Raw genomic sequence first — 14890 nt, forward strand, 5'->3', positions numbered from 1 at the left:
GGTTTGTGTTCTTATTATTTATCGGTTATTTCGCAGATAAAAATAAGAGTAATTTCTTGAATACCCAAAATAGAAATGAAAAAAATGCAAAACTACTTTATCAGGCTGTTTATTGCTGCCGGGTAGGGTGAGATTTCGTTTCATATAGCCGAACGTGATATAAGGCCTATGTTTTACTGATGAAATCATTATCTTTGCAATGAAATGGAACTGTTAATTAACAAAGAAGATATTATGCTTACATACACATACGTTGAACACGGGAAATTTGAATTACAGGAGAAGCCGAAACCGGGAATAATAGATTCACGGGATGCAATCGTGCGAGTGACTCTTGGCAGTATTTGTACTAGTGACCTTCATATCAAACATGGCAGTGTGCCGCGTGCTGTACCCGGAACGACAGTCGGACATGAGATGGTGGGTGTCGTAGAAGAGATAGGGGCTGATGTCACCTCAGTCAGGCCCGGAGATAGGGTAACTGTGAATGTCGAAACTTTCTGCGGGGAGTGTTTCTTTTGCAAGCGGGGATATGTCAACAACTGTACCGACCCAAATGGCGGTTGGGCTTTGGGTTGCCGCATTGACGGCGGTCAGGCAGAATATGTCAGAGTTCCTTATGCTGACCAGGGACTGAACCGTATTCCTGATACAGTCAGTGACGAACAGGCTTTGTTTGTGGGCGATGTGCTTGCGACAGGCTTTTGGGCAACCCGTATCTCGGAGATTTCCGAGGATGATACTGTGCTTGTTATTGGTGCCGGTCCTACCGGAATCTGCACTTTATTGTGTGTGATGCTGAAGAAACCACAACGTATTATTGTCTGTGAAAAGTCACCTGAAAGAATCCAGTTTGTGCGTGAACATTATCCTGATGTATTGGTAGTGGAACCTGAAAACTGCAAGGATTTTGTGATTCAAAACAGTGAACATGGGGGTGCTGATGTTGTATTAGAGGTGGCTGGCAGTGAAGATACTTTCCGCCTGGCGTGGGAATGTGCCCGTCCCAATGCTATTGTGACTATTGTAGCTCTCTATGGCGTGCCTCAGCTACTTCCTTTGCCTGATATGTATGGCAAGAACTTGATTTTCAAAACTGGCGGAGTGGACGGCTGTGATTGTGCCGAGATTCTTAATCTGATTGAGGAGGGCAGAATAGATACTACTCCTCTTATTACACATAGATTTCCGTTGAACGAGATTGAGGAAGCCTACCGTATATTTGAAAATAAGTTGGACGGAGTCATTAAGGTAGCCATTTACTAATGAACCGCTATGATGAATGAAGCGATTGTATGTCTAATTGAAAGTTATAAGCAATAATATGCCTGTTATCGAAATATCATCTTTATCCCATCCCGGAGTTGAAGTGTTCAGTACTCTGACTGAAACTCAGTTACGTAACCGCACCGAACCCGACAAGGGCATTTTTATTGTGGAAAGTCCGAAGGTTATTAAAAGAGCTTTGGATTCCGGTTATGAACCTTTGGCTATTTTGTGTGAGCGTAAACATATTATCGGTGATGCTGCCGAAATCATCGAGCGTTGTGCTAACGTACCTGTTTATACCGGTGGCAGGGAATTGCTTGCTACGCTGACCGGCTATGTCTTGACACGTGGTGTTCTCTGTGCCATGCGTCGTCCCACGCCACGAAGTATGGAAGAAGTATGTCAAGAAGCCCGGCGTATTGTGGTAATCGACAGTGTTGTTGATGCAACCAATATCGGTGCTATTTTCCGTTCGGCAGCCGCTCTTGGAATTGATGCCGTATTGCTGACGCACACCTCTTGCGACCCGTTAAACCGTCGTGCAGTCAGGGTATCTATGGGAAGTGTTTTCTTTGTACCATGGACTTGGATGGATGGTTCTCTCTCTGAACTGAAGAATTTAGGGTTTCGCACGGCTGCTATGGCGCTTACGGATAACTCTATTTCCATTGATAATCCTGTCTTAGCGGATGAATCAAAATTGGCTATCATAGTGGGCAACGAAGGGGACGGACTTTCGCACGATACGATTGCTGAGGCTGACTACGTAGTCCGTATCCCTATGGCACATGGTGTTGATTCGCTTAATGTGGCTGCAGCGGCGGCTGTTGCTTTCTGGCAACTTCGTGTTCCACAATCCATCAAGTAGCTATTCTCCGCTGATAGTTGCCACGATTCGTCAATTGCCACCATGATCCCGGAATTCACAGAGGTAGATGCCTTGCCAAGTTCCGAGATTCAGCTTTCCATTTGTGATGGGGACTGTAATCGATGTGCCTATAATTGAACTTTTTGCATGAGCTGGCATTAAGCTACATGCTAAAGTAACATTTGGGCGAATTATATGCATCGGAAGTCAAATTGCATGGAGGGACAAGAATTTGACCATCGCATGACCTTTCGGGGACAAACGGGGGAAAAAACATTTGAAAATATCTGTAAATGCACAGAAAACACGGCGAATAAAAGAAAGCAAGAGAAAATACTCTAACTTAATTATAGCCAATGATTTGCGGTGATTGTTGTATGATATTTTGATAATAAACTGATTATGTCTATTTTCCGATGCAGCATATTTACATCACTGATTATCAGTAACTATTCATTTTAATCGGTACAACTTCTGTTTTGACAAATACACAGAATGTAGGAACAAATGCAAACCGTTGGATTTCACCGCTTTGCATATACGTGTTGTACCGCCTCTTTTCAGCCCTTTTGTAGAATGTCCGCTATCAGATACAAGGTGTTGAGTGATAGGGCATTTCCGCAGGTATGTTACAGAACGTTTGTTGAATGCAAAGGTAGTGGTTTTCTTGGAATTTCTGTGGGTTGCGATAGTTTTTTGTGTGAAAATATGTGATTGGCTTGAATAAATGTGGACATATGTGATTTATTCGCTTGAAAAAATGTATAGGTTTGATGGTTATTCGCTGAAAAAAGTGTAACTTTGCCATTGGAAGAATAAGATTGCGCCATGCTTAAAAGGAAAGTAGAAACATATTTAGCTAAATGGAAAGAGTCTGAGGACAGAAAGCCCCTTGTGATAAAAGGTATCCGCCAATGCGGAAAAACGTATATTGTCCAGAAGTTCGCAAGAGAGAATTATGAGAGTGTTGTCTATATGAACTTTATCCTTGAACCAGATAAGAAATCCGCTTTTACGGGTAATATAGATGTCGATACCATTATTCTCAACCTCTCTGCTTTGATTCAAGGCAGTCGTTTCATTGAGGGGAAAACCTGCATTATCCTTGATGAGATTCAGGAGTGTAAGGAAGCAAGGACAGCCTTAAAGTCATTCCATATAGACGGGCGTTTCGATATTATTGCTACAGGTTCTCTTTTGGGCGTGAAAGGCTACGGCAAAAGCAGGAAGAAAAACGAAGAGGAAGGACAAGATTCTGTTCCTGTCGGATATGAAACTGTGATCGATATGTATCCGTTGGACTTTGAGGAATTTTTATGGGCAAATGGAATTGGTGAGGTGGTCATTGATGCTGTCAAATCATGCTTTGAGCACGAAAAGGCTGTTCCTGATGGAATTCACAAGGCAATGATGGAGTTGCTGTATAGATATATCATTGTCGGAGGTCTGCCAGAAGTGGTAAACTGCTTCCTTGAAACCAAGAATATCGAACTTATCTATAAGGCGCAACGCAATCTTATTGCCGAATACGAAGAGGATATGGTTAAATATGCGGATGATGCGGACAAGCCTAACATTCGTGAATGTTTTGAATCCATTCCGAAACAATTAGCCAAAGAGAACAAGAAATTTCAATATTCCATCGTCAAGAAGGGTGGAAGGGCTTCGCAATACATCGGTAGCATCCAATGGTTGGAGGATGCCGAGATAGTCCGTAGATGCTATAACACGCAGATTACAGAACTGCCTTTAGAAGGCAATTCCGTCAAAGAGTGTTTCAAGGTATATACCACTGACATAGGTGTTTTAATGGCAATGCTCGATTATGGAACACAGGCAGATATTTTGAAGGGTAATCTTCTTGGATACAAGGGGGCTATTTTTGAGAATCTGATGGCTGATTTCTTATGCAAGTCCGGGCAAAAACTATACTACTTCCATAAGGATAGCGGGCTTGAACTGGACTTCTTGGTGAGATTCAAAGGAGAATGCGTTATTCTTGAAGTCAAGGCAAAGTCGGGAAAGGCAAAAAGTATGACTACGGTTCTGAAGAACAAGGAGGTGTATCATGTCAAGAATGCAATCAAGTTGGGGCAATATAATGTAGGACGTGAGGGAGATATACTTACCATTCCGTTGTATATGGGATTCCTTGTTGAAGATAAGCTTACGGATGTTATCATTCCCGATGTTGATTTGAGTTTATTGACAGTTTGATGGCATTAATTATAGAATTTTGAAATATGGATATTCTGACACATTTCAGAAGCATAGAAGAACTGACCAAAACACTCTCGCGTGAGCAAGGTTTGCTGAGTGAGATGTTTGAGAAACGTAAACTAATAAAGTTTCCGTTGGGACTTGCTATAGATCTTGTCGGAGGGAATGAAACCAGATTGAGAAAGTTGGTTGACTATGGCGTATTGGTGGAGACAGGCAATACGCTTGAAATTGAAAGTGACTATCTGAACTTCTTCGAGGAGGTGCTGAATGTAAACGAGGAGATTAGCGTATTGAGTGTGCAGGAATGTATCAACACTTTAAAAGAACATATTGGATATTTTCTGCAAGAGACTAATGTCAATCGCAAAGCCGGATATCAAGACAATGTACGGCAACTTTTAAAGAAGACTGGATTCAGAACGTTGAAGAATGTGGTGGATTTGAAACGTAACATGGATAATGCTTATAAGCAGGAACCCAACTATATTATCAAGAAGAAGAAACTACAGAATCTGGATGAGAAGAGCCATAGCATCCGTGTCATGATACGTGAATGTGAAAAGTTGATGGACAACGAGCATGCTTTCTTCATTATGGCCAATGATCCGCACATGGCCAAGACCTGTAGCGATGTGAAACATGATTTTGTGGAAGCTTATCATGCACTCATGGAGATTGACCGACAGATTATTTTCTACATCAACCAGATAGACCAGCAGAATCAACTTTATAAAAAGATACGAAAGTTGAAATATCTGCAAGATCAGTTACTTATTAAGACGGATACGAACCTTATGCAGGTATTGGAAGAGAGAAGTCCTCTTTGGACGGAATCCCGCCAATACAACAAGACACGTTTGTCTTTGGAGATGCTACGGGAAAATGAGCAGGTCGTAAAGTTATTGAGACGAATGGCTGAACGCAACGGAATACAGAAAACAACAAGAGCAGAAGCCGAACCTTTGACAGAGGAAGATTTACAAGAGCATATCCAACAACTGGAGGAGGTGGATTCCACGGAAGTATGGAATGCGTTCTTAGCCTCAAGCTATGATCTGTTTAAGTTCATTTTGAGGTATGACTATAAAGTAAAATGTACGATGGAAGACCTAGTAACTCTCTTTTGCCAATTGGTTATCCTACATTCTGACGAATGCAGGATGACAGGAGAATATGCAATTTATCAAGACATCGAATATCCCATAATTTATGCGAAATAATACTCAAAGAATATACGAACGGTTGAGCCGAGGAGAGTTTCTTTCGGTGGACAGCACAGATACCTCCATCCGCCATTTGTATGAAGATATCGAGGAGAATATGGAGGATTATACTGATTACTTCAAGGAAATTGGTCTGCAATTGGAATGCGGCAATGGTTTCTTCTATTTTTCGCGAAAAGGAGAAAGTAAGCAAACCATAGAACAGAAATTGGAAAGCTTTTCAAAATGGCTTGACTATCTGGACTTTTTGAAATGCTATAACCAATCATTTACAGCCGGATATCAGTTCCGTAAAAGTCATTTGATAGAACAGATTAGTCTGGATATAGAACTAAAAGAAAAGGCTAATCATCTATTCAAGAAGTACGGTGCAGGGTCTAATATTGAGATTGTAAACAAACTGCTTCAAGAGATGCAGAATATGGGTTTTGCCGAGTGTATTAGCGAACAAGACGAGACTTATAAGATTACTTCGGCATTTCGCTATGTTGAAGAATTAGTGGAAATCATTCAAATAGTTAATGAAGATGAAGTACCTGAATAAGATTATTTTTATTAATAGTGCTAATATCCCTTATGCTGAGATTTCCGTGGATGGCAATGTACATTTTACAGGAACACAAGGTGTGGGCAAAAGTACTGTGTTGAGGGCATTGCTGTTTTTCTATAATGCCGACAAACACCGTTTAGGTATTCAACAGGGACAGAAGTCGTTTGATGAATTCTATTTTCGCCAGTCAAATTCGTATATACTTTATGAGGTGATGCGTGATAATGGCGCATATACCATATTGGTCAGCAGATACCAAGGACGTGCTTCATGGCGATTTATAGATGCACCCTATCAACGTGAATGGTTCATTACCGAAGACAAGCAGGTGTTGAGTGATTGGGTGAAGATTCGTGAACGTATAGACAAGAATGTAGGGGTTTCTGCAAGAATAGAATCCGGTGTGATGTTCAAAGATATTATCTTCGGCAATACACATGACCATAAATACGCACGTTATTCTTTAGTTCAGAGTTCGCATTATCAGAATATCCCGCGAAGCATTCAAAACGTATTTCTGAATACCAAACTGGATGCAGACTTTGTAAAGAACACGATCATACAATCCATGACAGATGAAGATTTGCCCATTGATTTACAAACCTACAGACGACTTGTTTCAAACTTTGAACGAGAGTATGATGAAATTGATTGCTGGTTCCGTCAAACACGTGACGGCAATTATCCGGTGCGCCAACAGGCATTGAATATTGCCGAACAAGGTCGCAAAATTGTCGCGCTCGACCAACAATTGTCGGATGTATGGCATATGATGAATCATGCGGTAGCATATAGCGAGCAACGGATACCACTATTGGAAGTGGAAGCGGAAGAAGTTAAAACGGCCATAGAAAAGGAACATAGTCGTAAGAAAGAACTTACAACTGACTATGATAAAGAAAAAGACTCGCTCAATCAAGAACTTGGCGCCAAGAAAAGCAAACTGAAAGAAATAGCACAGGCAAGGAAGGATTTCGATGCTCTTGGCATTGAAGACAAACTCTCTCTTTCCGACCGGGAGTCTGCGATCAAGCAAGAAGCGATTAATAAACAAACTCTATTGGATGATTTATTGAAAACGCATGCTTCAATAGAGGAAAAGTACAACATTGCAAAGGCTAAACTGGAGAATGCGCGTCAAGCATTCGAAAATGTTCAAAAAGAGGCATATTATCAAAAACAAGCCATACTCCAGATAGAGCGTAAGAGACTAGAAGAAGACCGTTCCAAGAATAGAAATCAGATTATGGAAGCGTTCGACAATTGGCGACATGAGTCTGATGAGCGTTTACAAGTCTTGTTGACCGAACAAAACAGGGCTGATAGTGCGTTGAAGGAACTCCGTCATTGGCATCCTATGGCCGATGAAATAAAGCAAACGGATGAACAACTTCAACAGCTGAATTTGAAAGAGAAAGAGAATACCGCACAACAGATAGCGGTAAAAAGCCAGATAACACAGATTATCGCCGAGTATGAGATGAAAGAGGCTGAAATAAAACATGCCTCACAACGTGAGCAGGAACGGCTTGAAGCCGACCGGACACAAATCAGGGAACAAATTGCAAAGATTAATAATTTGCTTACCCATTTAGACGGCTCTTTTTATAAATGGCTTTGCGAGAATACGGAAGGCTGGGAAAACACGATAGGCAAAGTGATTGACGAAGAACGGGTCCTATACGCACAAGGGCTTGAACCTCAGTTTTGTGTTGCATCTGACAACTTGTTCGGGATAAGGTTGAACCTAGACAATATAGCCTCCGTGCATCGTACGCCTGACGAGTATAGATTGGAGAAAAAGAACTTGGAAGAGCAAGTGAAGCAAATAAACCGCCAGCTCATGCAATCGCCTATTACCCTTGAGGAAGAGATATCGAAACTCGGAAAAAAATATGCGACACAACTCAATCCGCTTCGGCAGAATGTAACTTTGTTAAAGGTGGAAGAAGAACAAATACCTGTCAAACGACAAAATCTGCAAAACCATCGGCATAAGCTGGAGATGGAAGAACTGGAACAGATTGCTCAAGAAAAAGAGATCCGTGAACGTTCCTTCAACGAAGCTCTGCTAAACGTGCAATCGGAGAAGGATGTCCGTGAGAAAAATGAAGCAAGGAATAAAAAAGAACTTAAAAACCTTGACTCCTCATTCGGTAAAACCTCAAAAGCACTTGATGAGGAACTGCGCATTTTTAACGAATCACAAAATGCGGAAGCGACCGTGCGTTATAAGGAGTTTGCCGTACAGAAGAAGCAACTCGATGAACAACAGAAAGCAGAACTTGCAGGCAAAGGTGTTGATATGGATTTGCTTGAACAATATCGTAAAGCTTTGAAGGATTTGCAGACATTGTTGGCGAGGATTGAAGAGGAACGTTCTATTGTTATCAGGTATCGCGACGCTGAACAAAACCTTTTTGCCAAGGAGCCGGAAATCAGAAAAACGATTAAGACTATCGAGCAACGACTCTCTATGATACGCCAGCGTTATGAGGATAAACGAACACGCATCGAGAAAAAATGCAGAGAAATGGAAGAGCGTCAGCATATAGTCCTCAAGGAGCTGGCGCACAGAAAAGAGGGGTTGAACTTTTATCATCAAATGGTCGAGAACGAACATTTGGTACCCGACACTTATCTCTCTGATGACAAGACAATGGAGACACATTTGGATTGTCAGCAACTCCTGAGCCAACTTAGAGGTACTGTCAATCAAAAACGCGAGTCAATCGACAAACTTAAAGATATAGTGGTTAGTTTCAATCGCAACTTCAAGCCTCAAAATACTTTCCGTTTCAACACGATGCCTGTGACGGACAATGATTATCTGCAAATTGCCGTTGATTTGCAGGAGTTCATGGACAATAACAAAATCGATGAGTTCCGCCGACGTACCAGCGAGCATTATAAAGACATTTTGGGACGTATCTCAACCGAAATTGGTTCGCTGATGAAACGTAGATCGGATGTGGACGGAGTGATACTTGACATCAATCGTGATTTTGTAGAAAAGAACTTTGCTGGAGTCATCAAGAGCATTGAGCTAAGAGCGAATGAATCCTCAGACAAGCTCATGCAACTGCTTATATCCATTCATGATTATACCGTAGAAAATGCGCTCTCTATCGGTGAACTTAATCTTTTCTCAAGCAATAATCGGGATGAAGTGAACCTCAAGGTCGTGGATTATCTGAAGAGTTTATCTCATCAGTTGCAGAACGAACCGAATCGTTCATCTGTATCATTGAGTGACGCATTCCGCTTACAATTTCGAGTAAAGGAAAACGATAACGACACGAACTGGGTCGAGCGTATTAATAATGTAGGGTCAGATGGTACGGACATTCTTGTGAAGGCAATGGTCAATATCATGCTCATCAACGTCTTTAAGAAAAAGGCAGCCCGAAAGAGTGGTGATTTCATTGTACATTGCATGATGGATGAGATAGGACGCTTGCATCCTAACAATATCAAAGGTATTCTCCAATTTGCCAATTTACGCAATATCTATCTCATCAATAGTTCCCCCACATCCTATAATCCTTACGACTATCGTTATACCTATCTTCTGAGTAAGTATGGAGTGAAGACGAGAGTGGAAAAATTATTGAAACGAATAAAATAGTCGGATACAATATGGCAATAAGTGCGTCTATACAAGCATTGATAGCAGGTGAACAAGTCACAGGTTCAAAACTAAGCAGTAAGTTACGGGATGAACTATTGACCGAGGGTATGCTATTAGTTACCTCCCACGGCTCAAGAAAATCATATCGTGCCCGTGATACTGAAGCTTTAAAAAGATTTCTGATCGATAAGGATGAAAACTATCGCATTCTCGAAGTAAATATCTCAGATTCACGCGCTTCTATGGCGACAGAAACAGGTAACTCCAAACTTGTTATGGTTCGTTCCTGCCCAGGATTCCCTGTAAACAGCTATGAGCCTATTGGGTGTAGGCTTAACGGAGAACCTTTTATGGTAAAACCACAAAAAGGGAGTTTTGTTTTTGTCGCAGAATGGGAGACGTTCACAATACCTAAAGACGTAGTAGTGATAGGTATCGAGAATATGGAAAATTTCAGAATGATTCGCAATCAAAGAGTATTTTTCGAAAAATATCTTCAAGCGCATAAGCTTCCGAAAAAAGCACTCTTTGTGTCCCGCTACCCACAATCAACAGATCTTAGAAGATGGCTATGTACTATTCCCAATCATTATCTTCATTTCGGTGATTTTGATTTAGCAGGTATTGGCATATTTCTCTTTGAATTTCAACAATATTTAGGAGCGGAACGTTCTTCATTTCTAATTCCTTCCGATATTGACTCTCGTTTGAAGTCCGGTTCCGGAAAAAGATACGATGAACAGTATTGTCGTTTTAAGGACATTAAGTCAGATGAGAGTGATTTGCAGCAGTTGATAGATCGTATCCATCATGAACGAAAAGGTTATGACCAAGAAGGATATATTATGTTTGAATATTGATATTGCTCCCTCATCTTTTATTCGTTTTAAAAAGTGTAATAAGTCAGATTTATTCGCTTGAAAAAATGTAATTGCTTCCGTTGTCCACTATGGAAAATATTTGTATGCCCTAATAGGAACACTTATATTCAGGTAACAACTATTATATTCTATCGGGTATAATTCTGTCTATTGCATCATTATTATACCCGAAATGGTATAAATCAATATATTTGACAGAATTCCATAATATCGAGCATCTGATATAGTATTCCATCAATAGCAGAATGCCAACTTTGATGAAAATGCCCATAATACCAATGATTTATCGGATGATTGTTGGTTTTGAGATGGTTTAGAAGCATATCCATCGCTTTTCGTTCAAATTGTATATCCTCAATTAATGAAGGATCGTTCTCAGCCCATTGGTTAAGATTGCTTTTTGAGAATAGTTCGCAATATGAAGGTGCGGTATGTGTGACAACTGTATCAATCAAGAAGTTTGCACGGATGGTATTCAGCTTATCAGAATCGTAAATAGGAGCTTTGTTCTGCCAATATAAATTGCGAGAAATATCATTTTCTTGTGGTTCATTTGAATGAACACGGTATTTGCGTTTATCCCATTCATTTATGCGATAGATACGGTCAATAGAGATAGCTCCACCAACACAAAGGATGGTATGATTACAGGCTTGTAGAATAGTATAATCTGGAATAGCGATGAAGCGTTTGAAGTTGAACATTGCTCCATCGAAATAAGCTGGATTATCATGATTACCTCGCACAAACACAATCCAATTGTTGGCTTGGTTCATTCGCTTGACATTTCGTCTAACCATCTGTTCATAGTACTCTTTCTTTTCGAAGCCAAAGCCACAATCCCCGGCTACAATTAGCAAGGTGTCCGTAAGCTGATATTGGATGCAGAGTTTGAACACCAACTGATTAAAGTCTCCATGAATATCACCAGAGACAATAATTGTCTTGGCTTCGGGAAAAGATAGTGAGAATATGCCGTTATGGTTTATCTTATGTTCCTGTTAATAGTGTTTATAGATAGAATTAATCTTTACCAAACAACCCTTTCTCTTTCCACCTCTTGAGTTCCTTATCAAAATCTGAAAGAAACTCATTATCTTGAATCAAGCGAAATTTATCATATTCAGCGTATGCCTTTTCTTTCGCTTGTTCGGCGGAAATGGTGTCAGCCTCATTATATTTATCATACTCATATAGAGTCAAGAAATCATCCAATTGCTTTTTCCAATCTGCCATTGTGGAAATGATTTGCCGTTCGGCACGAAGTTCAGCCAAATCAAGGAAAGCGGTTGAAAGACGATTGAAAGCAGAAACTTCTTTATCTGATAGGTAATTCTGGACGATAATTGTATCCGACTTTTGAACTCTACCGTCAGGAGCGTTTTTCCACGTGGTAAGTCCCATGTGGGGCATTTGGGCATCTGCTCTTGAATAGATGATTTCGGCAGCCGTTTGATGTGAAGTAGCCCAATGCATCATATCTTGCACCATTTTGAAGAATTGTAGGGTGGTCTCTGCCTTAGGGTCATAATCGGCACTACATTCGGCATAGATATCGGTGATTTTCTGATAATACCGACGTTCTGAAGCTCGTATCTCTCGGATACGTTCTAATAGGTCGTCAAAATAATCTTTGCCAAAATGTTTGCCCTGTTTCAAGCGTTCATCATCCAATACAAATCCTTTTATGCTCATTTCTTTTAGAATCGATGTAGCCCACATCCGAAATTGGCCCGCTTGATAACTGCCCACACGATAACCAACGGCAATAACCGCATCCAAATTATAGAACAATGTATCATCGTTTTTGCCATCATGGGCGGTTGTTCGAATTTTTCGAATAACTGAGTTCTCGTTCAATTCACCGCTTTTGAATATATCTTTCAGATGATTGTTAATCGTATTCGTTTCGACACCAAACAAATCAGCCATTCGCTTTTGCGACATCCAAAATGTTTCACTATTAAAGATGACCTCTATACGACTTTCTCCTTGTTTCGTCTTATATAGCAATATCTTGGATGATAGACTATTGTCGATTAATTCAGGAGTTGATATTTCTTGTTTGAAATATTCTCTTGCCATTTGCACTTGCGGCTTCTTGCTATCGGCATTTTCCGCAATCATCAAACAAGCGATTCGTGATAGATGTATATTCTCCACCTTACGAAAGGAACCGGAAGCCTGTTTTACCATTTTAATCGTAGGGTTAAAATGCCCGGTAGTATTACAACCTTTCTTATTGGCTATGGCGATAGCTCTGTTTAGGATACGATTGAATTTTTGATATGTACTATAGCCTAATGCAGTGCACAGCTCACGAGAAGTCCAGTACTCTAAACCTTTTGCGTCTCGCTTTTTAATCCGCTCAAAGTCGGATTGAATAGGGGATGTGTTGTTCTCGTCTATCATTATTTCAGATTGTTTGAATTATACACCGCCAATCCTTTAATCGTCAACATATATTTCTGACGAGGATGACGGGGCTTGTCTGGGTAGAGCATAGAAACAGATCCCTCTTTTATGGCTGGATTGAGTGAGTATTCCATAAAATTCTCACGGTTCTTTAATCCTACAGAAGCCATCATCTCTTTAACTGATAATCTATTGTTTGCAATAGCCTTTATTAAGCGGCTGATATTCTCATTATCTATTTGTAAGGGATTGTCTGAGCTTGTCGGGGTACTTGTCGGGGTAGAGATAGCCATATCTTCGGGTGCATTAACCACCATGAAACGATTCCTCAATTCATTGTTTTCTCCTATCAAAAGGTTGCGGAAGAATCGTTCCAAGTAGACAGAATCTCTTTTGATGCCCTTTTGTATGTTTTGATAATTAGCTCTAACTAAAGCATTACGGAAATACCAAGAATGATTGGCGAAAAGGTTATTCTCAACATTGAATCCCATTGAGCGTAAATACCGGATGGTGAACACTGCTGTAGTTCGGGTATTGCCTTCTCCAAACGGATGAATCTGCCACAACCCGGATACGAATTGGGTAATATGACTTACTATTTGGTTTATATCCAATTCCGTATAATCAAAAGCCTTTTCTTGTTCAAGGTCATATTCTATGGCTCTACGGATGTCGGGAGCAGATACATAGGACACCGTATCGCCACGAAGCACCCATTCTTTTTGGGTGATATTGTAATCTCTGATTTGTCCGGCAAACTTGAATACTCCATCAAATATCCGCCGATGAATGGCGGTCAATCCAGCTACGGTAAAGGCAAACGAACGCTCATTCAATAGCTTGGTTATATTGGCAGAAACTTTATCGGCTTCCTCTGTTTCATTATCCTTTTCAGTACGAATGTCTTTTGAATCGTAGTAACTCTTGATAAGTTGTTGTACTTCATCAATGGTTATGTCTCCCTCAATATGCTTGCGAGCAGTTTCAATAAGATAATTCGAGGGCTTCAAGCCATCTACTGCTTGAAGTCCTATTGCTGTTTGCCACGCATAGCCTTTTTCACGCTTTTGCGGCTCGCCTTGTTGGGATGTATTCGTCGAAGTTAATCATTGAATATGTCTGAATTAATCCGCTTCTATTATATTGGTTGATGTTAAATAATTCTCAGTATACCTATAAGATAATCCAAACATATCCCAATTTTTTGGTAAGGTTTTAATTGTGGATTAATTGACATAATTACACTAAGATAATTCAATAAGATTGCAGGATTATAATCTTTGGTTGTTATTTCCAAAACTTGTTGAGAATATTTTAGCCATACACCATACAAGTCCTCTGAAAGATTATAATCTTTCATCTGTTTTAATCCGTCATCAATCAATTCACGAATATATTTGCGGGTTAATTCTTGATTTCTATTATAATTATTCATTTGTATGTTCTTTTTGAATGTCTTTTAATTGCTTTTCTAATTCGGTCGGATCTAGAGTATCACTTTGCTTAATAACATCGTCTCTTAAGAGTTTGATTTTATGTGTTATTTCATCTTGTTTAGCTTGTTCTTTATTAAGCTTAAAACCGTATCCTTCTATACTATTGATAAGAGGCATTATTAATAACAATAACCATAAAATTAATATTAAACTATTTCCGTCAAATTTGCAAATAAAGCATTGATTCACAAGTGTATCAAAGTTTTTGAACACATATATTGATGAGATAATTAACAATATTATGTACCATCCTTTTTTTACCCACTGCAGTTCACAGTTCACTCTACTTGTATCACATAGGAAGTTGTGAATTTTAGAAAATATCTTCATC

12 protein-coding genes and 1 pseudogene are annotated in these 14890 nt (G+C 40.0%); 7 read left to right on the forward strand and 6 right to left on the reverse strand.

Annotated elements, in window-relative coordinates; genetic code table 11:
• Positions 1–234: 234 nt before the first annotated feature.
• Together A4V03_RS04090 and A4V03_RS04095 are read left to right on the forward strand one after the other, a co-directional pair.
• Complete coding sequence (locus A4V03_RS04090; protein WP_065540278.1) at positions 235–1266, forward strand: alcohol dehydrogenase; 1032 nt, start codon at positions 235–237, stop codon at positions 1264–1266.
• Between the two features lie 58 nt (positions 1267–1324).
• A complete protein-coding gene (locus tag A4V03_RS04095) occupies positions 1325–2137 on the forward strand; it encodes a TrmH family RNA methyltransferase (RefSeq protein WP_065538060.1) in 813 nt (270 codons plus the stop codon).
• A 30-nt stretch (positions 2138–2167) separates the two neighbouring features.
• Here A4V03_RS04095 and A4V03_RS04100 read toward each other — a convergent pair.
• Positions 2168–2296: pseudogene (locus A4V03_RS04100) on the reverse strand (YjbQ family protein); the annotation flags it as partial.
• 669 nt (positions 2297–2965) lie between these two features.
• Here A4V03_RS04100 and A4V03_RS04110 point away from each other — a divergent pair.
• Genes A4V03_RS04110 through A4V03_RS04130 form a run of 5 tightly spaced genes read left to right on the forward strand, consistent with a single transcriptional unit; the run spans position 2966 to position 10624 of the window.
• Positions 2966–4354, forward strand: coding sequence for an ATP-binding protein (locus A4V03_RS04110; protein ID WP_065538061.1), 1389 nt, complete (start codon positions 2966–2968; stop codon positions 4352–4354).
• A 26-nt stretch (positions 4355–4380) separates the two neighbouring features.
• Positions 4381–5580 carry a hypothetical protein gene (locus A4V03_RS04115; RefSeq protein ID WP_084081112.1) on the forward strand — a complete coding sequence of 400 codons (1200 nt, stop codon included), beginning with the start codon at positions 4381–4383 and terminating at the stop codon, positions 5578–5580.
• A complete protein-coding gene (locus A4V03_RS04120) occupies positions 5570–6127 on the forward strand; it encodes a condensin complex protein MksE (protein WP_007665836.1) in 558 nt (185 codons plus the stop codon). Before A4V03_RS04115 ends, A4V03_RS04120 begins: the two co-directional genes overlap by 11 nt.
• Positions 6111–9761: an ATP-binding protein gene (locus A4V03_RS04125; protein ID WP_065540279.1), complete on the forward strand. Its 3651-nt coding sequence runs from the start codon at positions 6111–6113 to the stop codon at positions 9759–9761. The genes A4V03_RS04120 and A4V03_RS04125 overlap by 17 nt, the downstream gene beginning before the upstream one ends.
• A gap of 11 nt (positions 9762–9772) precedes the next feature.
• Positions 9773–10624, forward strand: a complete 852-nt coding sequence (locus A4V03_RS04130) for a DUF7281 domain-containing protein (RefSeq protein ID WP_007665834.1) — start codon at positions 9773–9775, stop codon at positions 10622–10624.
• 203 nt (positions 10625–10827) lie between these two features.
• Here the strand turns inward: A4V03_RS04130 and A4V03_RS04135 are convergent, their stop codons facing one another.
• From A4V03_RS04135 to A4V03_RS04155, 5 genes are all read right to left on the reverse strand, one after another.
• On the reverse strand, positions 10828–11634 hold the full coding sequence (locus A4V03_RS04135) for a metallophosphoesterase (RefSeq protein WP_044155111.1): 807 nt from the start codon (positions 11632–11634) through the stop codon (positions 10828–10830).
• Between the two features lie 34 nt (positions 11635–11668).
• Positions 11669–13057 (reverse strand): RhuM family protein, encoded by a 1389-nt coding sequence (rhuM, locus tag A4V03_RS04140; RefSeq protein WP_007665832.1) that lies wholly within the window; start codon positions 13055–13057, stop codon positions 11669–11671.
• Positions 13057–14073, reverse strand: coding sequence for a Fic family protein (locus tag A4V03_RS04145; RefSeq protein WP_369882198.1), 1017 nt, complete (start codon positions 14071–14073; stop codon positions 13057–13059). The genes rhuM and A4V03_RS04145 overlap by 1 nt, the downstream gene beginning before the upstream one ends.
• 143 nt (positions 14074–14216) lie before the next feature.
• Positions 14217–14498 (reverse strand): hypothetical protein, encoded by a 282-nt coding sequence (locus A4V03_RS04150; protein ID WP_007665830.1) that lies wholly within the window; start codon positions 14496–14498, stop codon positions 14217–14219.
• On the reverse strand, positions 14491–14889 hold the full coding sequence (locus A4V03_RS04155) for a hypothetical protein (RefSeq protein WP_007665829.1): 399 nt from the start codon (positions 14887–14889) through the stop codon (positions 14491–14493). Before A4V03_RS04155 ends, A4V03_RS04150 begins: the two co-directional genes overlap by 8 nt.
• Between the last annotated feature and the right edge of the window lies 1 nt (position 14890).

It is taken from the genome of Bacteroides caecimuris (genome assembly GCF_001688725.2).
Lineage (GTDB): Bacteria > Bacteroidota > Bacteroidia > Bacteroidales > Bacteroidaceae > Bacteroides > Bacteroides caecimuris.